Origin of the sequence: Streptomyces sp. NPDC091281 (assembly GCF_044757425.1) — a bacterium.
In the GTDB taxonomy this organism is placed as follows: Bacteria; Actinomycetota; Actinomycetes; order Streptomycetales; family Streptomycetaceae; genus Streptomyces.
In genome coordinates, this window is sequence record NZ_JBIVUY010000001.1 from 165,827 (window position 1) to 183,003 (window position 17,177).

Annotated in this window: 13 protein-coding genes; 7 read left to right on the plus strand and 6 right to left on the minus strand. The window is 72.7% G+C overall.

Annotated features, from left to right (window positions below):
* Positions 1–28 precede the first annotated feature (28 nt).
* From ACIQPQ_RS00815 to ACIQPQ_RS00825, 3 genes are all read left to right on the plus strand, one after another.
* Entirely contained in the window at positions 29–589 is a 561-nt protein-coding gene (locus ACIQPQ_RS00815; protein ID WP_401297977.1) for a DUF1707 domain-containing protein, read from the plus strand.
* 119 nt (positions 590–708) lie between these two features.
* Positions 709–3,000 carry an ATP-dependent RecD-like DNA helicase gene (locus ACIQPQ_RS00820; protein WP_401297980.1) on the plus strand — a complete coding sequence of 764 codons (2,292 nt, stop codon included), beginning with the start codon at positions 709–711 and terminating at the stop codon, positions 2,998–3,000.
* 253 nt (positions 3,001–3,253) lie between these two features.
* Positions 3,254–4,543 carry a citrate synthase gene (locus ACIQPQ_RS00825; protein ID WP_383767921.1) on the plus strand — a complete coding sequence of 430 codons (1,290 nt, stop codon included), beginning with the start codon at positions 3,254–3,256 and terminating at the stop codon, positions 4,541–4,543.
* 774 nt (positions 4,544–5,317) lie between these two features.
* On the opposite strand, the gene ACIQPQ_RS00830 is transcribed toward ACIQPQ_RS00825, so the two are convergent.
* From ACIQPQ_RS00830 to ACIQPQ_RS00840, 3 genes are all read right to left on the minus strand, one after another.
* Positions 5,318–7,570 (minus strand): heavy metal translocating P-type ATPase, encoded by a 2,253-nt coding sequence (locus tag ACIQPQ_RS00830; protein ID WP_401297983.1) that lies wholly within the window; start codon positions 7,568–7,570, stop codon positions 5,318–5,320.
* 201 nt (positions 7,571–7,771) lie between these two features.
* Positions 7,772–8,011 (minus strand): heavy-metal-associated domain-containing protein, encoded by a 240-nt coding sequence (locus ACIQPQ_RS00835; protein WP_401297986.1) that lies wholly within the window; start codon positions 8,009–8,011, stop codon positions 7,772–7,774.
* A gap of 326 nt (positions 8,012–8,337) precedes the next feature.
* Positions 8,338–9,075 (minus strand): TetR family transcriptional regulator, encoded by a 738-nt coding sequence (locus ACIQPQ_RS00840; RefSeq protein WP_401297988.1) that lies wholly within the window; start codon positions 9,073–9,075, stop codon positions 8,338–8,340.
* A 204-nt stretch (positions 9,076–9,279) separates the two neighbouring features.
* Between ACIQPQ_RS00840 and ACIQPQ_RS00845 the strand changes: the two genes are divergently transcribed.
* Together ACIQPQ_RS00845 and ACIQPQ_RS00850 are read left to right on the plus strand one after the other, a co-directional pair.
* The gene (locus ACIQPQ_RS00845) at positions 9,280–11,493 is read left to right on the plus strand and encodes an MMPL family transporter (protein WP_401297991.1); all 2,214 of its coding nucleotides are present in this window, start codon (positions 9,280–9,282) and stop codon (positions 11,491–11,493) included.
* Between the two features lie 191 nt (positions 11,494–11,684).
* Positions 11,685–12,728 (plus strand): zinc-dependent alcohol dehydrogenase family protein, encoded by a 1,044-nt coding sequence (locus ACIQPQ_RS00850; protein WP_383767907.1) that lies wholly within the window; start codon positions 11,685–11,687, stop codon positions 12,726–12,728.
* On the opposite strand, the gene ACIQPQ_RS00855 is transcribed toward ACIQPQ_RS00850, so the two are convergent.
* Positions 12,709–13,272, minus strand: coding sequence for a GNAT family N-acetyltransferase (locus tag ACIQPQ_RS00855; protein WP_401297994.1), 564 nt, complete (start codon positions 13,270–13,272; stop codon positions 12,709–12,711). The two genes, ACIQPQ_RS00850 and ACIQPQ_RS00855, sit on opposite strands and share 20 nt — an antisense overlap.
* Before the next feature lie 167 nt (positions 13,273–13,439).
* Between ACIQPQ_RS00855 and ACIQPQ_RS00860 the strand changes: the two genes are divergently transcribed.
* Positions 13,440–14,552 carry a hypothetical protein gene (locus ACIQPQ_RS00860; RefSeq protein ID WP_401297997.1) on the plus strand — a complete coding sequence of 371 codons (1,113 nt, stop codon included), beginning with the start codon at positions 13,440–13,442 and terminating at the stop codon, positions 14,550–14,552.
* A gap of 202 nt (positions 14,553–14,754) precedes the next feature.
* Positions 14,755–15,441: a DUF3592 domain-containing protein gene (locus ACIQPQ_RS00865; protein ID WP_401298000.1), complete on the plus strand. Its 687-nt coding sequence runs from the start codon at positions 14,755–14,757 to the stop codon at positions 15,439–15,441.
* A gap of 114 nt (positions 15,442–15,555) precedes the next feature.
* Here ACIQPQ_RS00865 and ACIQPQ_RS00870 read toward each other — a convergent pair whose 3' ends face one another.
* Positions 15,556–15,756 (minus strand): helix-turn-helix transcriptional regulator, encoded by a 201-nt coding sequence (locus ACIQPQ_RS00870; RefSeq protein ID WP_383767896.1) that lies wholly within the window; start codon positions 15,754–15,756, stop codon positions 15,556–15,558.
* A gap of 461 nt (positions 15,757–16,217) precedes the next feature.
* Entirely contained in the window at positions 16,218–17,135 is a 918-nt protein-coding gene (locus ACIQPQ_RS00875) for a sugar phosphate isomerase/epimerase family protein (protein ID WP_401298003.1), read from the minus strand.
* Positions 17,136–17,177 lie beyond the last annotated feature (42 nt).

Consider the following 17,177-nt stretch of genomic DNA (forward strand, 5'->3'; position numbering starts at 1 on the left):
GCAACTGCCCTGCCGGTACGGTGAATCGGTGACCGCCCACCCGGAACCCCACCCCGTACCCCGGCCGACCCCGCCGACGGACGCCGAGCAGGACTCCGCCGTGCGCCGCCTCCAGGACGCCTACGCCGACGGGCACCTCACGCACGCCGAACTCGACGCGCGGCTCGACCGGGTGCTCACCGCGCCGACGGGCGCCGACCTGTCCGCCGCCCTGGCCGCGCTCCCCCCGGACCCCGCCGAGGCCGGGGCCACGGTCACCCTCGCCGCCGCGACGGGGCCGATCCGGCGCCGCGGCCCCTGGCGCGTCCCCCGCAGACTGAAGGTCGAGTCCGCCTTCGGCCGGGTGCGGCTGGACCTCGCCCGCGCGGTCCTCGACCACCCGGTCGTGGACATCGAACTCCACCTCGGCACCGGCGGCGCCCGGATCGTCGTCCCCCGCGACGCGGTGGTCGTCGTCGAGGGCCTGCGCACCGTCTGGAAGGTCCCGCTGCACCGGCAGCCCCGCCGCGCCCGTCCCGGCGGCCCCGTCGTCCGGATCTCCGGCACCATGGGCTTCGGCCGCCTCAGAATCCGCCACGCCCGCCGCTGACCCGCCCCGCCCCGGCCCGCGCACCCGCGCTGCCGCTCCCACCCTCCCGCTCCCGCCCTCCCGTCCGTCTCTCCACGGTCACCCCCACCCCTGTCACCCCTCACCGGTACGGTCTAGCCATGCCCCACCAGCCCGGCACCGCCCCCGCGCGTACGCAGCCCGCCGCTCCGGGCGCCGACGGGCCCCGGTTCGCGGTCCTCGAAGGGGTGCTGGAGCGGATCACGTACGCCAACGAGGAGACCGGGTACACGGTCGCGCGGGTCGACACCGGCCGCGGCGCGGGCGATCTCCTCACCGTGGTGGGCGCGTTGCTCGGCGCGCAGGTGGGGGAGTCGCTGCGGATGGAGGGCCGCTGGGGCTCGCACCCGCAGTACGGCAAGCAGTTCCACTGCGAGAACTACACCACCGTCCTGCCCGCCACCCTCCAGGGCATGCGCCGCTACCTCGGCTCCGGCCTGGTCAAGGGCATCGGCCCGGTCTTCGCCGACCGCATCACCCAGCACTTCGGCCTGGACACCCTGCGGATCATCGAGGAGGAGCCGAAGCGGCTCGTCGAGGTCCCCGGCCTCGGCCCCAAACGCACGAAGAAGATCGCGGACGCCTGGGAGGAACAGAAGTCCATCAAGGAGGTCATGCTCTTCCTCCAGACCGTCGAGGTCTCCACCTCCATCGCGGTCCGCATCTACAAGAAGTACGGCGACTCCTCCATCTCCGTCGTCCAGCGGGAGCCCTACCGCCTCGCCGCCGACGTGTGGGGCATCGGCTTCCTCACCGCCGACAAGATCGCCCGCTCCGTCGGCATCCCGCACGACAGCCCCGAACGCGTCAAGGCGGGCCTCCAGTACGCCCTGTCCCAGTCCTCCGACCAGGGTCACTGCTACCTCCCCGAGGAACGCCTGATCGCCGACGCGGTCAAACTCCTCCAGGTCGACACCGGGCTGGTCATCGAGTGCCTGGCCGAGCTGTCCCGCGTCCCCGAGGACGGCGGCGATCCGGGCGTGGTCCGGGAGAAGGTGCCCGGCGCCGACGGCGGCGACCCCGTCACGGCCGTCTACCTGGTCCCCTTCCACCGCGCCGAACTCTCCCTCTCCGCCCAGCTGTTGCGTCTCCTGCGCACCGGCGAGGACCGTATGCCGGGCTTCCGGGACGTCGCCTGGGACAAGGCGCTGAGCTGGCTGCGCGGCCGTACCGGCGCGCAGCTCGCGCCCGAGCAGGAGGCCGCGGTGCGGCTCGCGCTCACCGAGAAGGTCGCCGTGCTCACCGGCGGCCCCGGCTGCGGCAAGTCGTTCACCGTCCGCTCGGTGGTCGAACTGGCCCGCGCCCGCCGGGCGAAGGTCGTCCTGGCCGCCCCGACCGGCCGCGCCGCCAAGCGGCTCGCCGAGCTGACCGGCGCCGAGGCGTCCACCGTGCACCGCCTGCTGGAGCTGCGCCCCGGCGGCGACGCCGCGTACGACCGCGACCGCCCGCTCGACGCCGACCTGGTCGTGGTGGACGAGGCGTCGATGCTGGACCTGCTGCTCGCCAACAAGCTGGTGAAGGCGGTCCCGCCGGGCGCGCACCTGCTCTTCGTGGGCGACGTCGACCAGTTGCCGAGCGTCGGCGCGGGCGAGGTGCTGCGCGACCTGCTCGCCGAGGGCGGCCCGGTCCCCGCCGTCCGCCTCACCAAGGTGTTCCGCCAGGCCCAGCAGTCCGGGGTGGTCACCAACGCGCACCGCATCAACGCCGGGCAGCACCCGCTCACCGACGGCATGAAGGACTTCTTCCTCTTCGTCGAGGACGACACCGAGGAGGCCGGGCGGCTCACCGTGGACGTGGTGGCCCGCCGCATCCCGGCCCGCTTCGGCCTCGACCCGCGCCGCGACGTGCAGGTCCTCGCCCCGATGCACCGCGGCCCGGCGGGCGCGGGCACGCTCAACGGCCTGCTCCAGCAGGCGGTCACCCCGGCCCGCCCGGACGTCCCGGAGAAGCGGTTCGGCGGCCGGGTCTTCCGCGTCGGCGACAAGGTCACCCAGATCCGCAACAACTACGACAAGGGCGAGAACGGCGTCTTCAACGGCACGGTCGGCGTGGTCACCGCCCTCGACCCGGTCGACCAGCGCCTCACCGTGCGGACCGACGAGGACGAGGAGGTGCCGTACGACTTCGACGAACTCGACGAGCTGGCCCACGCGTACGCGGTGACCATCCACCGTTCACAGGGAAGTGAATATCCCGCCGTCGTGATCCCCGTCACCACGGGTGCATGGATGATGCTGCAACGGAATCTTTTGTATACGGCCGTCACGCGCGCAAAACAGCTCGTCGTCCTCGTCGGCTCACGCAAGGCCATCGGCCAGGCCGTCCGTACGGTGTCCGCGGGCCGCCGCTGCACGGCTCTCGCCTTCCGCCTCTCCGGCGACCCGACCCCCTGACCTCACCTTCTGTCATGGCGGCCGTAGGCCGTTGCGGGCGTCTTGTAAAAAATGATCGATCAAACGAGTCGGAAAGGTCACAGAGCACTACCGGAAGCCCGACGAAGGCGGCAGGATGAGCTAGTTGGCGGCACTCAGTGCCGCCAATACGCCCAATGGCCGACCCCGAGTGCACTCTCCTGCGCCAAATGGGGGATGGTAGAGACAGTCAGGGCAACCTCGAAGAAGAGGCACAACGTCGGTGAGGGATGACGTGAGCGACAACTCTGTAGTACTGCGGTACGGCGACGGCGAGTACACCTACCCGGTGATCGACAGCACCGTCGGTGACGAGGGCTTCGACATCGGCAAGCTCCGCGCGCAGACCGGACTCGTGACCCTGGACAGCGGATACGGCAACACCGCCGCCTACAAATCCGCGATCACCTACCTCGACGGCGAGCAGGGCATCCTGCGCTACCGGGGCTACCCGATCGAGCAGCTCGCGGAGCGGTCGACCTTCCTGGAGGTCGCCTACCTGCTCATCAACGGTGAACTTCCCACCGTCGACGAGCTGAGCGTCTTCAAGAACGACATCACGCAGCACACCCTGCTCCACGAGGACGTCAAGAACTTCTACAAGGGCTTCCCGCGCGACGCCCACCCGATGGCGATGCTGTCGTCGGTCGTCTCGGCGCTGTCGACGTTCTACCAGGACAGCCACAACCCGTTCGACGAGAAGCAGCGCAACCTCTCCACCATCCGCCTGCTCGCGAAGCTCCCGACGATCGCGGCGTACGCGTACAAGAAGTCGATCGGCCACCCGTTCGTCTACCCGCGCAACGACCTGGGCTACGTGGAGAACTTCCTCCGCATGACCTTCTCGGTCCCCGCGCAGGAGTACGAGCTGGACCCGGTCGTCGTCTCCGCGCTCGACAAGCTGCTCATCCTGCACGCGGACCACGAGCAGAACTGTTCGACCTCGACGGTCCGCCTGGTCGGCTCCTCGCAGGCGAACATGTTCGCCTCGATCTCGGCCGGCATCAACGCCCTCTGGGGCCCGCTGCACGGCGGCGCCAACCAGTCCGTCCTGGAGATGCTGGAGGGCATCCAGGCGGGCGGCGGCGACGTCGACTCCTTCATCCGCAAGGTGAAGAACAAGGAGGACGGCGTCCGCCTGATGGGCTTCGGCCACCGGGTGTACAAGTCCTTCGACCCGCGCGCCAAGATCATCAAGGCCGCCGCGCACGACGTCCTCTCCGCGCTCGGCAAGTCCGACGAGCTGCTGGACATCGCGCTCAAGCTGGAGGAGCACGCGCTCTCCGACGAGTACTTCGTCTCGCGCAACCTCTACCCGAACGTCGACTTCTACACCGGCCTGATCTACCGCGCGATGGGCTTCCCGACCGAGATGTTCACGGTCCTCTTCGCCCTCGGCCGGCTGCCGGGCTGGATCGCCCAGTGGCACGAGATGATCAAGGAGCCCGGCTCCCGCATCGGCCGCCCGCGCCAGATCTACACGGGCATCGTCGAGCGCGACTTCGTCCCGGTCGAGCAGCGCTGACGCCGCTCACCACCGCCTGACCCGTCGCACCGGGGGTCGGCCTCCCCGCAGGGAGGACGGCCCCCGCAGTCGTCTCCCGGGCGGGGTGGGGCGGGGCGGAGGTGGAGGCCTGAGGGGCGCGACGGTACGCGGGTGCGAAGGCACGGAGGCGCGGCTGCGCGTGAACGGCGCGGTGCGGATGTTCACGACTTGTTTTACGGCATGAAGAAGGCGCCCTGGTGCGTCGGTCCCCCCACGGGCCGACGACCAGGGCGCCTTCCCATGTCCCGGTGCGGATTCCCCCCACGGGATCCGGCCGGGCGTCTGTGAGGACACAGCGCCTGAATTCGCTGATGCCGATATGCGGTTGTGCTGCTCGTGCGGTACCGCTCATCCTGCGGTGCCGCATTTCCTGCGGTGTGCGATCTGCCGGGACGCGCACGCTGGGAGGGCCGCTCAAAGCTTCCCGGTGTACGTGCCCCGGCAACGCATCTCTGGAGAAGTCCCCCAAGACATCTCCAGATGCCAGTCCGCGCCCCCCAAGACGCTTCCTGACATCGTCAACTTAGACCGTCGAACCCCTTCGATGGTTACGTTCCCGACACTGTGATCTGTGTCTCCTGCATATGTCCCGTTACATGCGCAAGAGCCCGATTGCAGCAATCGGTGGCCCGGCGTAAGGATGATGCGCGAGCCTTGTGAAGAGCTTATGTGAGGCTCGCGCCTGACTCCAGGGGGCCTGGGGTCTCGACTTGGACCTAATCGCCAGTAACTTCCGGTTCTTTTGTCCTGAGTTCAGCGGAACGTCCGCAGTCGCAGACTGTTCGTCACCACGAACACCGACGAAAAGGCCATCGCGGCACCGGCGAGCATCGGGTTGAGGAGTCCGGCGGCGGCCAGGGGGAGCGCGGCCACGTTGTAGCCGAAGGCCCAGACGAGGTTCCCCTTGATGGTGCCGAGGGTGCGGCGGGCGAGCCGGATGGCGTCCGCCGCCACCCGCAGGTCGCCGCGGACGAGGGTGAGGTCGGCGGCCTCGATCGCCGCGTCCGTCCCCGTGCCCATGGCGAGGCCGAGGTCGGCGGTGGCGAGGGCCGCGGCGTCGTTGACGCCGTCACCGACCATGGCGACGGTGCGGCCCTGTTCCTGGAGGCGGCGCACGGCGTCGACCTTGCCCTCGGGCAGCACCCCGGCGATGACGTCGTCGATGCCGACCTCGGCGGCGACCGCGTGGGCGACCGTGGCGTTGTCGCCGGTGAGCAGCACGGGGGTGAGGCCGAGGGCGCGCAGGTCGCGGACGGCCTGGGCGCTGGTGGGGTGTGGGGTGTCGGCGACGCCGAGGACACCGCGCGGCGCCCCGTCCCAGCTGACGACGACGGCGGTGCGCCCCTGCCGCTCGGCGTCGTCGCGTGCCTGCCGCAGGGCGGCGGGCAACTGCGCGTCGGCGTGCTCGGGGAGCCGCCCCGCGGCGACCGCGTGTCCGTCCACGCGGCCGCGGACGCCCTGGCCGGGCAGGTTGCTGAAGTCCTCGACGGCGGGCAGGGCGCCGCCCGTGCGGTCGCGGGCCGCGGTGGCGACGGCGCGGGCGACGGGGTGCTCGGAGGCGTCCTCCAGGGCCCCGGCGAGCCGCAGCAGCTCCTGCTCGTCGGTGCCCTCGGCGGCGTACACGTCCTGGAGGGTCATGCGGCCGGTGGTGAGGGTGCCGGTCTTGTCGAGGAGGACGGTGTCGGCGCGGCGGGTGTTCTCCAGCACCTCCGGGCCCTTGATCAGGATGCCGAGCTGGGCGCCGCGGCCGGTGCCGACGAGGAGCGCGGTGGGGGTGGCGAGGCCCAGGGCGCACGGGCAGGCGATGATCAGCACGGCGACGGCGGCGGTGAAGGCGGCGACGGTGTCGCCGGTGAGGCCGAGCCAGGCGCCGAAGGTGGCGGCGGCGATCAGCAGGACGACGGGCACGAAGACGCCCGCCACCCGGTCGGCGAGGCGCTCGACGCCCGCCTTGCCGTTCTGGGCGTCCTCGACGAGGCGGGCCATGCGGGCGAGCCGGGTGTCGGCGCCGACGCGGGTGGCCTCGACGACGAGGCGTCCGCCCGCGTTCACGGTGGCCCCGGTGACCGGGTCGCCGGGACCGACGTCCACGGGCACCGACTCGCCCGTCAGCATCGACACGTCGACGGCGGAGGCGCCCTCGACGACCGTGCCGTCCGTGGCCAGCTTCTCGCCGGGCCGTACGACGAACCGGTCCCCGACCGCGAGCCGGTCCACCGGAATCCGTGTCTCGCGCCCGTCCCGCAGGACGGAGACCTCCTTCGCGCCCAGCTCCATGAGGGCGCGCAGGGCGGCCCCGGCGCGGCGCTTGGCGCGTGCCTCCAGGTAGCGGCCGAGGAGGAGGAAGACGGTGACGCCCGCCGCGACCTCCAGGTAGATGGCCGAGGTGCCGTTCCCGCGCTCCACGGTCAGCTCGAAGGGGTGGCGCATGCCGGGCATGCCCGCGTCGCCGAGGAACAGCGCCCACAGCGACCAGCCGAACGCCGCCAGCGTCCCCACCGACACGAGGGTGTCCATGGTGGACGCGCCGTGCCGCAGGTTCGTCCACGCCGACCGGTGGAAGGGCAGGCCGCCCCAGACCACGACGGGCGCGGCGAGGGTCAGTGACAGCCACTGCCAGTTGTCGAACTGGAGCGCCGGGGCCATCGCCATCGCGACGACCGGCACCGCGAGGAACAAGGAGACCAGCAGCCGGTGCCGCAGCGCCGACAGCTCGGGGTCCGGGGCGCTGCCGCCGTCCCCGGTGTCCGCCGGGGCGGGCAGCGCGGGTTCCTCGGCGGTGTAGCCGGTCCGTACGACCGTCGCGACCAGGTCGGCGACGTCGACGTCGGCGGGGTGGCTGACCTTGGCCTTCTCGGTCGCGTAGTTGACCGTGGCGGTGACGCCCGCCATGCGGTTGAGCTTCTTCTCGACGCGGGCGGCGCAGGCGGCGCAGGTCATCCCGCCGATGATCAGCTCGGTCTCACGGGCCCCGGTGGCTATCGGTGCCGAGGTGGTGCTGGACATGTCGGTACTCCAGGACTCCGGTGGCGGGAACGGGCGCCGGGCGGGCCGCAGGGGGCTGACGGTGGGCTCCGCCGGGGAGCCGACGGCGCGGTCGACCAGGGGTCGGCGGTGCGGTCGGCCGGGGGGCCGGCGGTGCGGGGTCCGTCTGCCGTGCGGCCCGGTGCCGGAAGGGGGTGGTGCGGGGCGCCGGGCGGGGCGCGGTCAGGCGCGGCCGACCAGCTCGAAGCCGGCCTCGTCGACGGCGGCGCGCACGGCCTCGTCCTCCAGCGCGGCGGCGGAGACGACGGTCACCTCGCCGGAGGCGGCCACGGCCGTCACCGAGCTGACCCCGGCGAGCTGGGAGATCTCACCGGAGACGGCGCCCTCGCAGTGGCCGCAGCTCATGCCGCTCACCTTGTAGACGGCGGTGACGGTTCCCGGGGTGTCGGTGTGGACGGTCATCTCGTTGCTCCTCGGTGAGGCGGGTGGGCCGGGGAGGTCCAGGAGGGGCCTCCACGACCTCCACGCTATACCCCTACGGGGTATTTCTCAAAGAGGCTCCGGCTCCGGACGGGGAGGGGTGGGAGGGCGTGCGGAGGCGCCCCGGCGACGGCCCGGCGGGGCTGTGGCGGCGGTCCGGCGGGGGCTCGGCGGGGCTGTGGCGGCGGTCCGGTCGTGGGCCGGTCGCGGCTCGGCGGCCGTCGCGCCGCGGGTGCGGGACCGTGTGGGGAGAGGTGGGGGCAGGGGGGAAAGAGGGGCTGGGGTCCTGGCTGGGGTCCTGGAGAGACTCAGGAGGCGGGGCGGCCGAGGGGAGCGGTGACCAGGGGGTCGAGGTAGCGGACCAGGGCGGCCTTCAGTTCCTTGACGTACGCCGCCCGCTCCTGGCCCTCGTGGGCGAGGATCAGCTCCAGCCCCGCCTTGTACAGGCCGAGGCACATCTGCGCGGTGCGGTGCAGGTCGGCGGCGGGCGCGTCCGGCAGGAACGAGCGGAGCAGGCCCTCGATCCGGGAGACCAGCGTGGCGTGCAGCGCGTCGTGCTCCTCGGCGATCCGGCCGGGGATGTCGGGGCCGTGCATCAGCGCGAAGAACTCGGGGTGGTCGCAGTTGAAGGCGATGAACCGGTCCACCGCCGCGCCCACGGCCTCCTCCAGCGGGGTCGCGGGGTCGACGGGGGCGAGCGCCTCGCCGTAGGTCTCGCGCATCTCGTGCATGAGCCGGTCGCCCATCTCGATGGCGATCGCCTCTTTGTTCGGGAAGAACTGGTAGAGCGTGCCCGGGGAGACCCCCGCCTGCCGGGCGATGGCGTTGGTGCTGGCCGCCGTGTAGCCGCTGGTGCAGAAGACGGAGGCGGCGGCCTCCAGGAGCTGGGCGATACGGCGCTCGCCGCGCGCCTGACGGCGGCGCGGCTGGTCCTTCCCCGGTTTCTCCTCCGGGGTCTCCGTCGCGGCGGTGTCGATGTCGGTGTCGGGCACGCGTTGTCCCCAGCTCTCGGAACGCGATTGACAAATGCGAGAGGTCGCTCGCATTCTGGTCCCAGTCAGAACGCGAGTGACATCTCGTGTTTGCCAGTCTATGGCAATGACGTCAGATCCATGCTGCCCGCCGACCGCCTGACGGCCGTCCACCGGCCGCCCGTCGGCCACCCGTGGCACGACCGTCGTCCGGCGGTCGGCGGCGGCTGCCGGGTCTGCATGAACCCATGGTGAATCAGGTGAAGGGGACACCGCACGATGACCGAAGTCAACAGCCCGCAGCGCCTCGGGGGCTGGACCCGCTTCGTGACCGCCCGCCCCCGGCTCTCGCTGCTCGCCGCCCTGGTCCTCACCGTGCTCGCGGTGCTGGCCGGAAGCGGTGTCGCCGACCGGCTGGGCAGCGGCGGCTGGGAGGACCCGGACGCGCAGTCGACGTACGCCACCAAGGCCCTGGAGCGTGAGTTCCCGGACTCGCAGCCCAACCTGCTGCTCCTCGTCGACGCCGGACGGGCCTCGGTGGACGATCCGGCGGTCGCCGCCGAGGCCGCCCGCCTCACCGAGCGGCTGGCCGGGGAGAAGGGCGTCACCGGCGTCGGGTCGTACTGGCAGGGCAAGGCGCCCGGCCTGCGCGCCGAGGACGGCCACGAGGCGCTGATCGCCGCCCGCATCACGGGCGACGAGGACACCATGGGCGAGACCCTCGACCGCATCGCGCCCGCCCTGCGCGGCGCGCACGGCCCGGTGGACGTCAAGCTCGGCGGCATCGTCGCCGTGCGGCACGAGATGCAGACGACCATCCAGGAGGACCTGCTCCGGGCCGAGATCATCGCCCTGCCGGTCACCCTGGTGCTGCTGGTGATGGTCTTCGGCAGCGCGATCGCCGCCCTGCTCCCGCTCGGCATCGGCATCGTCGCCATCCTGGGCACCAACGCCGTGCTCAGCGGCCTCGCCGCGTTCACCGACGTCTCCATCTTCGCGATGAACCTCACCACGGCCCTCGGACTCGGCCTCGCCATCGACTACGCCCTGTTCATCGTGCGCCGCTTCCGTGAGGAACTGGCGGGCGGCCAGGACCCGCTCGGGGCCATCGGCACCACCCTGCGCACGGCCGGCCGCACCGTCCTGTTCTCCTCGCTCACGGTCGCCGTGTCGCTCGCCGCGATGCTCGTCTTCCCGCAGTACTTCCTGCGGTCCTTCGCCTACGCCGGTATCGCCGTCGTCCTGCTGGCCGCGGCCGCCGCCCTGATCCTGCTCCCGGCCGCCCTCGTCCTGCTCGGCCACCGCGTCAACTCCCTGGACCTGCGCGCCCTGTTCCGCCGGGGCCGCCCCGCGAAGCAGGCGCCGTCCGAGGGCGGCGGCGCCTGGGGCCGCACCGCGGACCTCGTCATGCGCCGCGCCCCCTTCTTCGCCCTGGGCACCACCGCCGTGCTGATCCTGCTCGGACTGCCCTTCCTCGGCGTCAAGTTCGGCACCGCCGACGACCGCCAACTGCCCTCCTCGGCCGAGTCGCACGTCGTGCAGCAGCACATCCGGGACGGCTTCCCCGGCAGCCCCGGCGGCGGCCTCGACATCCTCGCCGAGGGCCCCGCCACCGAGGCCCAGTACACCGCCTACAAGGAGCGGATCGCCCGGCTCCCCGAGGTCCTGCGCGTCGACGGACCGCTGGTCAACGGCGACACCGCCTACTTCACCGTCCAGCCCAGGGGCGAGTCCGTCGACGACCCCGCCCAACGGCTGGTGGGTGAACTGCGCTCCGCCGAAGCCCCGTTCGACACCAAGGTGACCGGCGCCGCCGCCGTCCTCGTCGACTCCAAGCACGCCATCGGGGAGCAACTGCCCCTCGCGGGCGCCTTCATCGTCGTCGTCACGCTCTTCCTGGTGTTCCTCCTCACCGGCAGCGTCCTCATCCCGGTCCAGGCCGTCCTGCTCAACGCGCTCAGCCTCACCGCGATGTTCGGCGCCGTGGTCTGGGTCTTCCAGGACGGCCACCTCAGCGGCCTCCTCGGCTTCACCAGCCCCGGCTCCATCGAGACGACCCTCCCCGTCCTGATGTTCTGCGTCGCCTTCGGCCTCTCCATGGACTACGGCGTGTTCCTCCTCTCCCGCATCAAGGAGGAGTACGACCACACCGGCGACCACGACCGCGCCGTCCGGCTCGGCCTCCAGCGCACGGGCGGGCTGATCACCGCGGCGGCCGTCATCCTGGCCGTGGTCATGGTCGCCATCGGCACCTCCCGCGTCACCAACACCAAGATGCTCGGCCTGGGCATCGCCCTCGCCGTCGTCATGGACGCGATGGTGGTCCGCAGCCTCCTGGTCCCCGCCATCATGCGGCTCACCGGCCGGGCGACCTGGTGGGCCCCGGCCCCGCTGCGCAGATTCCACCGCCGCTTCGGCCTCAGCGAGGGCGAGTCCGCCCCGGCACCCGCCGCCACCGAGCCCGAGCGGGACACGGTGGGCAGCCGCGGCTAGCCCATGTCCGAGCGCCACGGACACGGCCTAGGGTTCCGACGGCGACCGTCCGGCCCGGCACGCACCGGCCGGACGGCCACCGTCCGCCGGACACCCCCGGCCGGACGGCCGTCACCGGCCGGGAGCCCCCGGCCGGACCGCTCCCCGCCGGGACGACGACTCCGCCCGGCCGGGCCGGAAGGGAGTCGTCGATGCGGGCCGTGGTGTTCGAGCGGTACGGAGAACCGGCCGAGGTCAGGGAGGTGCCCGCGCCGCGCCCCGCCGAGCACGGGGTGGTGGTCCGCGTCGAGGCCACCGGCCTGTGCCGCAGCGACTGGCACGCCTGGCAGGGCCACGACCCGGACATCACCCTCCCGCACGTACCGGGACACGAACTCGCGGGCACCGTCGAGGAGACCGGCACCCGCGTCACCCGCTGGCGCCCCGGCGACCGGGTCACCGTCCCCTTCGTCTGCGCCTGCGGCACCTGCCCCTCCTGCGCGGCGGGCGAGCACCAGATCTGCGCACACCAGACCCAGCCCGGCTTCACCCACTGGGGCTCCTACGCCCAGTACGTCGCCCTGGACCACGCCGACGTCAACCTCGTCGCCCTCCCCGAGGACCTCTCGTACGCCACCGCCGCCGCGCTGGGCTGCCGGTTCGCCACCGCGTTCCGGGCCGTCGTCCAGCGCGGCCGGGTCGCGGCGGGGGAGTGGGTGGCCGTGCACGGCTGCGGCGGGGTGGGCCTGTCGGCGGTGATGATCGCGGCGGCCTCCGGGGCCCGGGTGGTCGCCGTCGACCTGTCGCCCCGCGCCCTCGAACTGGCCCGCGCGTTCGGCGCGGTGGCCTGCGTGGACGGCCGGGACACCCCGGACACCGCGGCGGCCGTACGGGAGGTGACCGGCGGCGGCGCGCACCTCTCGCTGGACGCCCTCGGCTCCCCGGCCACCTGCGCCGCCTCGGTGAACGGCCTGCGCCGCCGCGGCCGTCATCTCCAGGTCGGGCTGCTGCCCTCCCCGGACGGCACCACCCCGGTCCCGCTGGCCCGCGCCATCGCCCTGGAACTGGAGATCCTCGGCAGCCACGGCATGGCCGCCCACACCTACCCGCCGATGCTCGACCTGGTCTCCGCGGGCGTCCTGCGCCCCGACCTCCTGGTCACCGCCACCCTCGGCCTGGACGCCGCACCGCAGGCGCTCGCCGCCCTCGGCTCGGCCCCCGGCGCCGGGGTCACCGTCATCGAGCCGTGGCGCTGAGCGCCGCCCACTCCCGCGCCAGCAGCCCCATCAGCACCTCGTCCACCCACCCGCCGTCCCGCGGTGCCGCCTCCCGCCGCACCCCCTCCACCACGAAGCCGACCTTCTCGTAGACGCGCCGGGCCCGGCCGTTGTCGCCGTACAGCTCCAACTGGACGCGGTGCAGGCCCAGCCGCTCGAAGCCGTGCCCGACGATCAGCCGGGTCGCCTCGGTGCCCAGACCGCGGTCCCGGCCGCGCGGCCCGATCAGGGTGCGGAAGGAGTAGCTGCGGGCGTGGGCGTCGTACTCGTTCAGCACCACCTCGCCGACGAGTTCGCCGGTGGCCCGGTCGGTGACGGCCAGGTCGAGCCGGTCCGGTTGCGTGGAGCGGGTGCCGTACCAGGCCCGCAGCCGCTCCAGGGAGAGTTCACCGGGTGCCGGGAAGGTGAACCGGACGACCTCCGGGTCGTGGATGATCCCGGACATGGTCGCGGCGTCGGCCTCCGTGAAGGGCCGCAGCACGGTGCGCTCGCCGGTGAGTACGGGTTTGACGGAGAAGTCCATGGACGGCACTCTGCACCACCCGGACGAGTCCGGAGGAAAGGTTTTCCACAGCCCGGACGCCCCCTGGTGGGTGCCTGCCCAACCCGCCCCGCGCCTCCGGCAGTTCGCCGGGGTCCGTTCATCCACAGGTCTGTCGGGCGTCGGGCGTCGAGGTGCACAATCGGCTCATGACGATCACCGCGACGGCGCCCTCCGGACAGGAGACGCCCGCCGGTCTGGCCCTCGGGTTCCTGACCGGCGGGGTGATCGGCGCGTCGCTCACCGCCTTCATCGGCGGCTGCGTCGTCGGCAGCGCGCCCCTGGTGATCACGGGACTGGTACTCCCGGCGGTGTACGGCCTGTTGTTCTTCCTAGCCACGCTCCCGCGCCGGGCCCGGGAGGCGGCGGTCGTGCCGCGCACCGCGCTCGCGGTGATCGAGGACCTGACTGCCGTCGGCGGGGGCGAGACCAGCGACGTCCCGGTCCGGTTCGAGCTGTCCGTGGTCCCCGACGACGCCCCCGCGTTCCGCGTCGAGATCCGCCAGGACATCAACCTGGTCGAGCTGGCGGCGTACCGGCCGCGCGGGACCGTGGTGGTGGCGTATCCGCCGGACCGGCCGTGGAAGACACGGATCGTGCGCCGCCCGACACCGGAGTGGGAGGAGCGGGCCGCCGAGGCCCGGCTGGACTCGGTGCCCGGCCCGCCGCTGCGGAAGGAGACCCGGGACGGCTGCCTCGGCGGCTCCCTTACCCTCCTCGGCCTGCTGCTCGGCACGGCCGCGGTGCTCTTCGCCTTCCGCGCCGACCTGTTCGACTCCACAGACCCCGCGAACGCCACCGGTACCCCGTCCGCCACCAGAACCTCGTCCTCCTCGTCCTCATCGTCCACGTCGATCGTCGTGACGTCCGCGACGGGCACCGTCACCCTCGGCCCCGGCGCGGACCGTTCGCTGTTCGACCCGGCCGAACTGCGCCGCGCGGTGCAGTCGTTGACACGGGACAAGGCGGACTCCCGGGCCCTCACCCTCGTCGTCCAGGAGCGCGTGCTCACGCTCGTCTTCTCACCGACCGGCGTGAAGACCACCGGCTTCGACCCGAGAACCCTGCCCTACGACCGCATACCCCGCCTGGTGGAGGAGGCCGCGACCACCCTGGGCGACACGTCCCCGCGCACCCGGCAGCTCACCGTCGACGCCGCTACCGGCGCGCTCCGCCTCCGGGTCGTGGTCACGGGCGACGGCGGCACGGCGACGGTGGAGGCGGACGGGCGGGGCACCGTACTGAACCGGACCGGCGGCTGACCGACCGTCGGCCGACCGGACCGGAAAGAGGAGAGGCGCATGGGGTGGGACGAGGCGCTGCTGCTGTGGTGCGCGCTGTGGGCCGTACTGGCCCTGGCCGGATACGGCATGGCGCTGGCCGGGCTCACCAAGGGCCAACGGACGGTGCGGCTCACCGGCCGGATCGACCGGGTACGGCGGCTCCCGCAAGGGCGGCGTCTCGGTGGTCGTCACCTACCGCGACCCGGTCTCGGGCCGGGACGTCACGGTCACCAACGAGGGCGACCGGGGCGAGATGATCACCGCCGCGTGGGAGGGCCGGACGGTCGGCGTCACCCACCCCCGCGGCCGCCCGCACGCCTACGGCTTCACCGACACCCCGCAACCCCCCACCCGCGGCCTGGGCTGGCCCACGTTCGCCCTCTTCCTGGTCTACGCGGGCCTGGTGGTCCTCGCCGCGATCGACGAGGGCTGGCCGTGGGCGCTGATCGGGTTCGGCGGCCCGTTCGCCCTCCTCGGCGCGGTCCAACTGCCCGGCGCCGTCCGCGCGAGGAACCGTCGCGTGGCGAGCCTGTCCGCGATGGAGGCCGTGCCGGGCAAGGTCGTCGCGGTCCTCAAGGACGTCACCGTCGACCAGGACGACGGCTCGACCGCGACCACCCTCACCCCGGTCATCGCCTTCACCACCGCCGACGGCACGGCGGTCACCGCCTTCTGCACCCACCACCTCCCGAACCCGGCCCACGCCTTCGGCCGCGAGATCACCGTCCACCACACCCCCACCGACCCGGCCGACTTCACCCTCTCCCCCGAGTCCGACCTCCGCTCCCGACACCAGGACGTGACACTCCACGCCCTGTTCGTAGCCCTCTTCACGGCGACGGCAACGGCGGGCACACTCCTGCTCTGACCCGAACGCCAGCTCCGCCCCGACCGCCTCGACCGTCCCGCCGTACCCCCCCGCACAGCACGGTGCCCCGCCCGAAGGCGGGGCACGGAAGGGGCCGTCGTTCTCGCCCCTGGGTCAGTCCAGTCGGCGTCCTCGGTTGCCGGGTCGGGAGGCGACCCAGGCGCGGACGGTGTCGGCGTACCAGTAGGGCTTGCCGTTCTCCACGTGGTCGGGCGGCGGCAGCAGCCCGTGCTTGCGGTAGGACCGCACGGTGTCCGGCTGCACCTTGATGTGCGCCGCGATCTCCTTGTAGGACCAGAGCTTCCGGTCGGTCATGAGCCGCACCTCCCTGCGCGCGCGGGGCGGCGGCCGGGAGGCCGCCCGGGGGAGCCCGGCGCCGCACTGGTGATCACCAGGCCTGTGCCCGATCAACGCACCGAGGTGACAGAGAGGAATCGTCCGTTGACCACACGTGACACCCGAGCCGCGTACACATGACATCCGTAACAGAACCCCAGCATTAGTGACACACCCACCACATAAGCCCCCCCAAGGGGCGCGAGGAACCGCGCGCCCAACTCCCACGAACCCGCACCCACCCCCCAACCGCCAGCCCCACCCCCTCAGGGGCGCGGGGAACTGCGCGACCAGCCCCCACGCTCCCGCACCCACCCCCCAACCGCCAGCCCCACCCCCTCAGGGGCGCGGGGAACTGCGCGACCAGCCCCCACGCTCCCGCACCCCCCGACGAACCCCACCCCCCACCCCCCGGTGGGACCCGCCCCACCGCCGGAGGCTCACGCTCCGCAGGACCGCAGAAACGCCCGCGTCCGCCGGGCGATCGGCAACGGCCGCTCCGCCTCGCACGGATACATGTCCTGCTCGACGATCGCGAACAGCTCCACCCCGAGTGCCTGCGCGGCGACCAGCACGGGCTCCAGCTCCGGCACCCCCGTCGGCGGCTCGCACATGACGCCCTGCGCGACGGCGGGCCCGAACGGCGTCCCCTTGGCGCGGACGTCCGCGAGGATCTCGGGGTCGACCTGCTTGAGGTGCAGGTATCCGATCCGTTCCCCGTAGGTCTCGATCAGCTTGACGCTGTCGCCGCCGCAGTAGGCGTAGTGCCCGGTGTCGAGGCACAGCGAGACGAGGTCGGCGTCGGTGCCATCAAGGAACCGGGCGACGTTCTCCTCGCTGTCGACGTGGGTGTCGGCGTGCGGATGGACGACGATCTTCAGCCCGTACCGTTCGCGCACCTCCCGCCCGAGCCGTTCGGTGAGCGTGGTGAGGTTGCGCCACTGCTCGGCGGTGAGGGTGTCGGGTTCCAGCACCTCGCCGGTCTTGTCGTCGCGCCAGAAGGACGGGATGACGACGAGGTGGGAGGCGCCGGTGGCCTGGGCGAGCGCCGCGTTGTCCGCGACGTGGGCCCAGGTCTTCTCCCAGACGGCCTCCCCGTGGTGCAGCCCGGTGAAGACGGTGCCCGCCGACACGTTCAGGCCGCGGCGGGAGGTCTCGGCGAGGAGGACGGCGGGGTCGGTCGGGAGGTAGCCGTAGGGGCCGAGTTCGATCCAGGTGTAGCCCGCGAGCGCGACCTCGTCGAGGAAGCGCTGCCAGGGCACCTGCTGCGGGTCGTCCGGGAACCAGACGCCCCAGCTGTCGGGGGCCGAACCGATCCGGATACGGGACAGTGAGGACGGAGGTGACAACGGCGTCATGGGCGTCAGCGTGCGGTCCGCCCGGAGGGGGTGTCAAGGGCT

What these genes read in the sequence shown, in the direction of transcription:
- ACIQPQ_RS00835 (WP_401297986.1), bottom strand. Translation starts at nt 8,011, where the DNA reads ATGACCGTCCACACCGACACCCCGGGAACCGTCACCGCCGTCTACAAG.
- ACIQPQ_RS00860 (WP_401297997.1), top strand. Translation starts at nt 13,440, where the DNA reads ATGACGATCACCGCGACGGCGCCCTCCGGACAGGAGACGCCCGCCGGT.
- ACIQPQ_RS00870 (WP_383767896.1), bottom strand. Translation starts at nt 15,756, where the DNA reads ATGACCGACCGGAAGCTCTGGTCCTACAAGGAGATCGCGGCGCACATC.
- ACIQPQ_RS00850 (WP_383767907.1), top strand. Translation starts at nt 11,685, where the DNA reads ATGCGGGCCGTGGTGTTCGAGCGGTACGGAGAACCGGCCGAGGTCAGG.
- ACIQPQ_RS00830 (WP_401297983.1), bottom strand. Translation starts at nt 7,570, where the DNA reads ATGTCCAGCACCACCTCGGCACCGATAGCCACCGGGGCCCGTGAGACC.
- ACIQPQ_RS00845 (WP_401297991.1), top strand. Translation starts at nt 9,280, where the DNA reads ATGACCGAAGTCAACAGCCCGCAGCGCCTCGGGGGCTGGACCCGCTTC.
- ACIQPQ_RS00855 (WP_401297994.1), bottom strand. Translation starts at nt 13,272, where the DNA reads ATGGACTTCTCCGTCAAACCCGTACTCACCGGCGAGCGCACCGTGCTG.
- ACIQPQ_RS00875 (WP_401298003.1), bottom strand. Translation starts at nt 17,135, where the DNA reads ATGACGCCGTTGTCACCTCCGTCCTCACTGTCCCGTATCCGGATCGGT.
- ACIQPQ_RS00820 (WP_401297980.1), top strand. Translation starts at nt 709, where the DNA reads ATGCCCCACCAGCCCGGCACCGCCCCCGCGCGTACGCAGCCCGCCGCT.
- ACIQPQ_RS00840 (WP_401297988.1), bottom strand. Translation starts at nt 9,075, where the DNA reads ATGCGAGCGACCTCTCGCATTTGTCAATCGCGTTCCGAGAGCTGGGGA.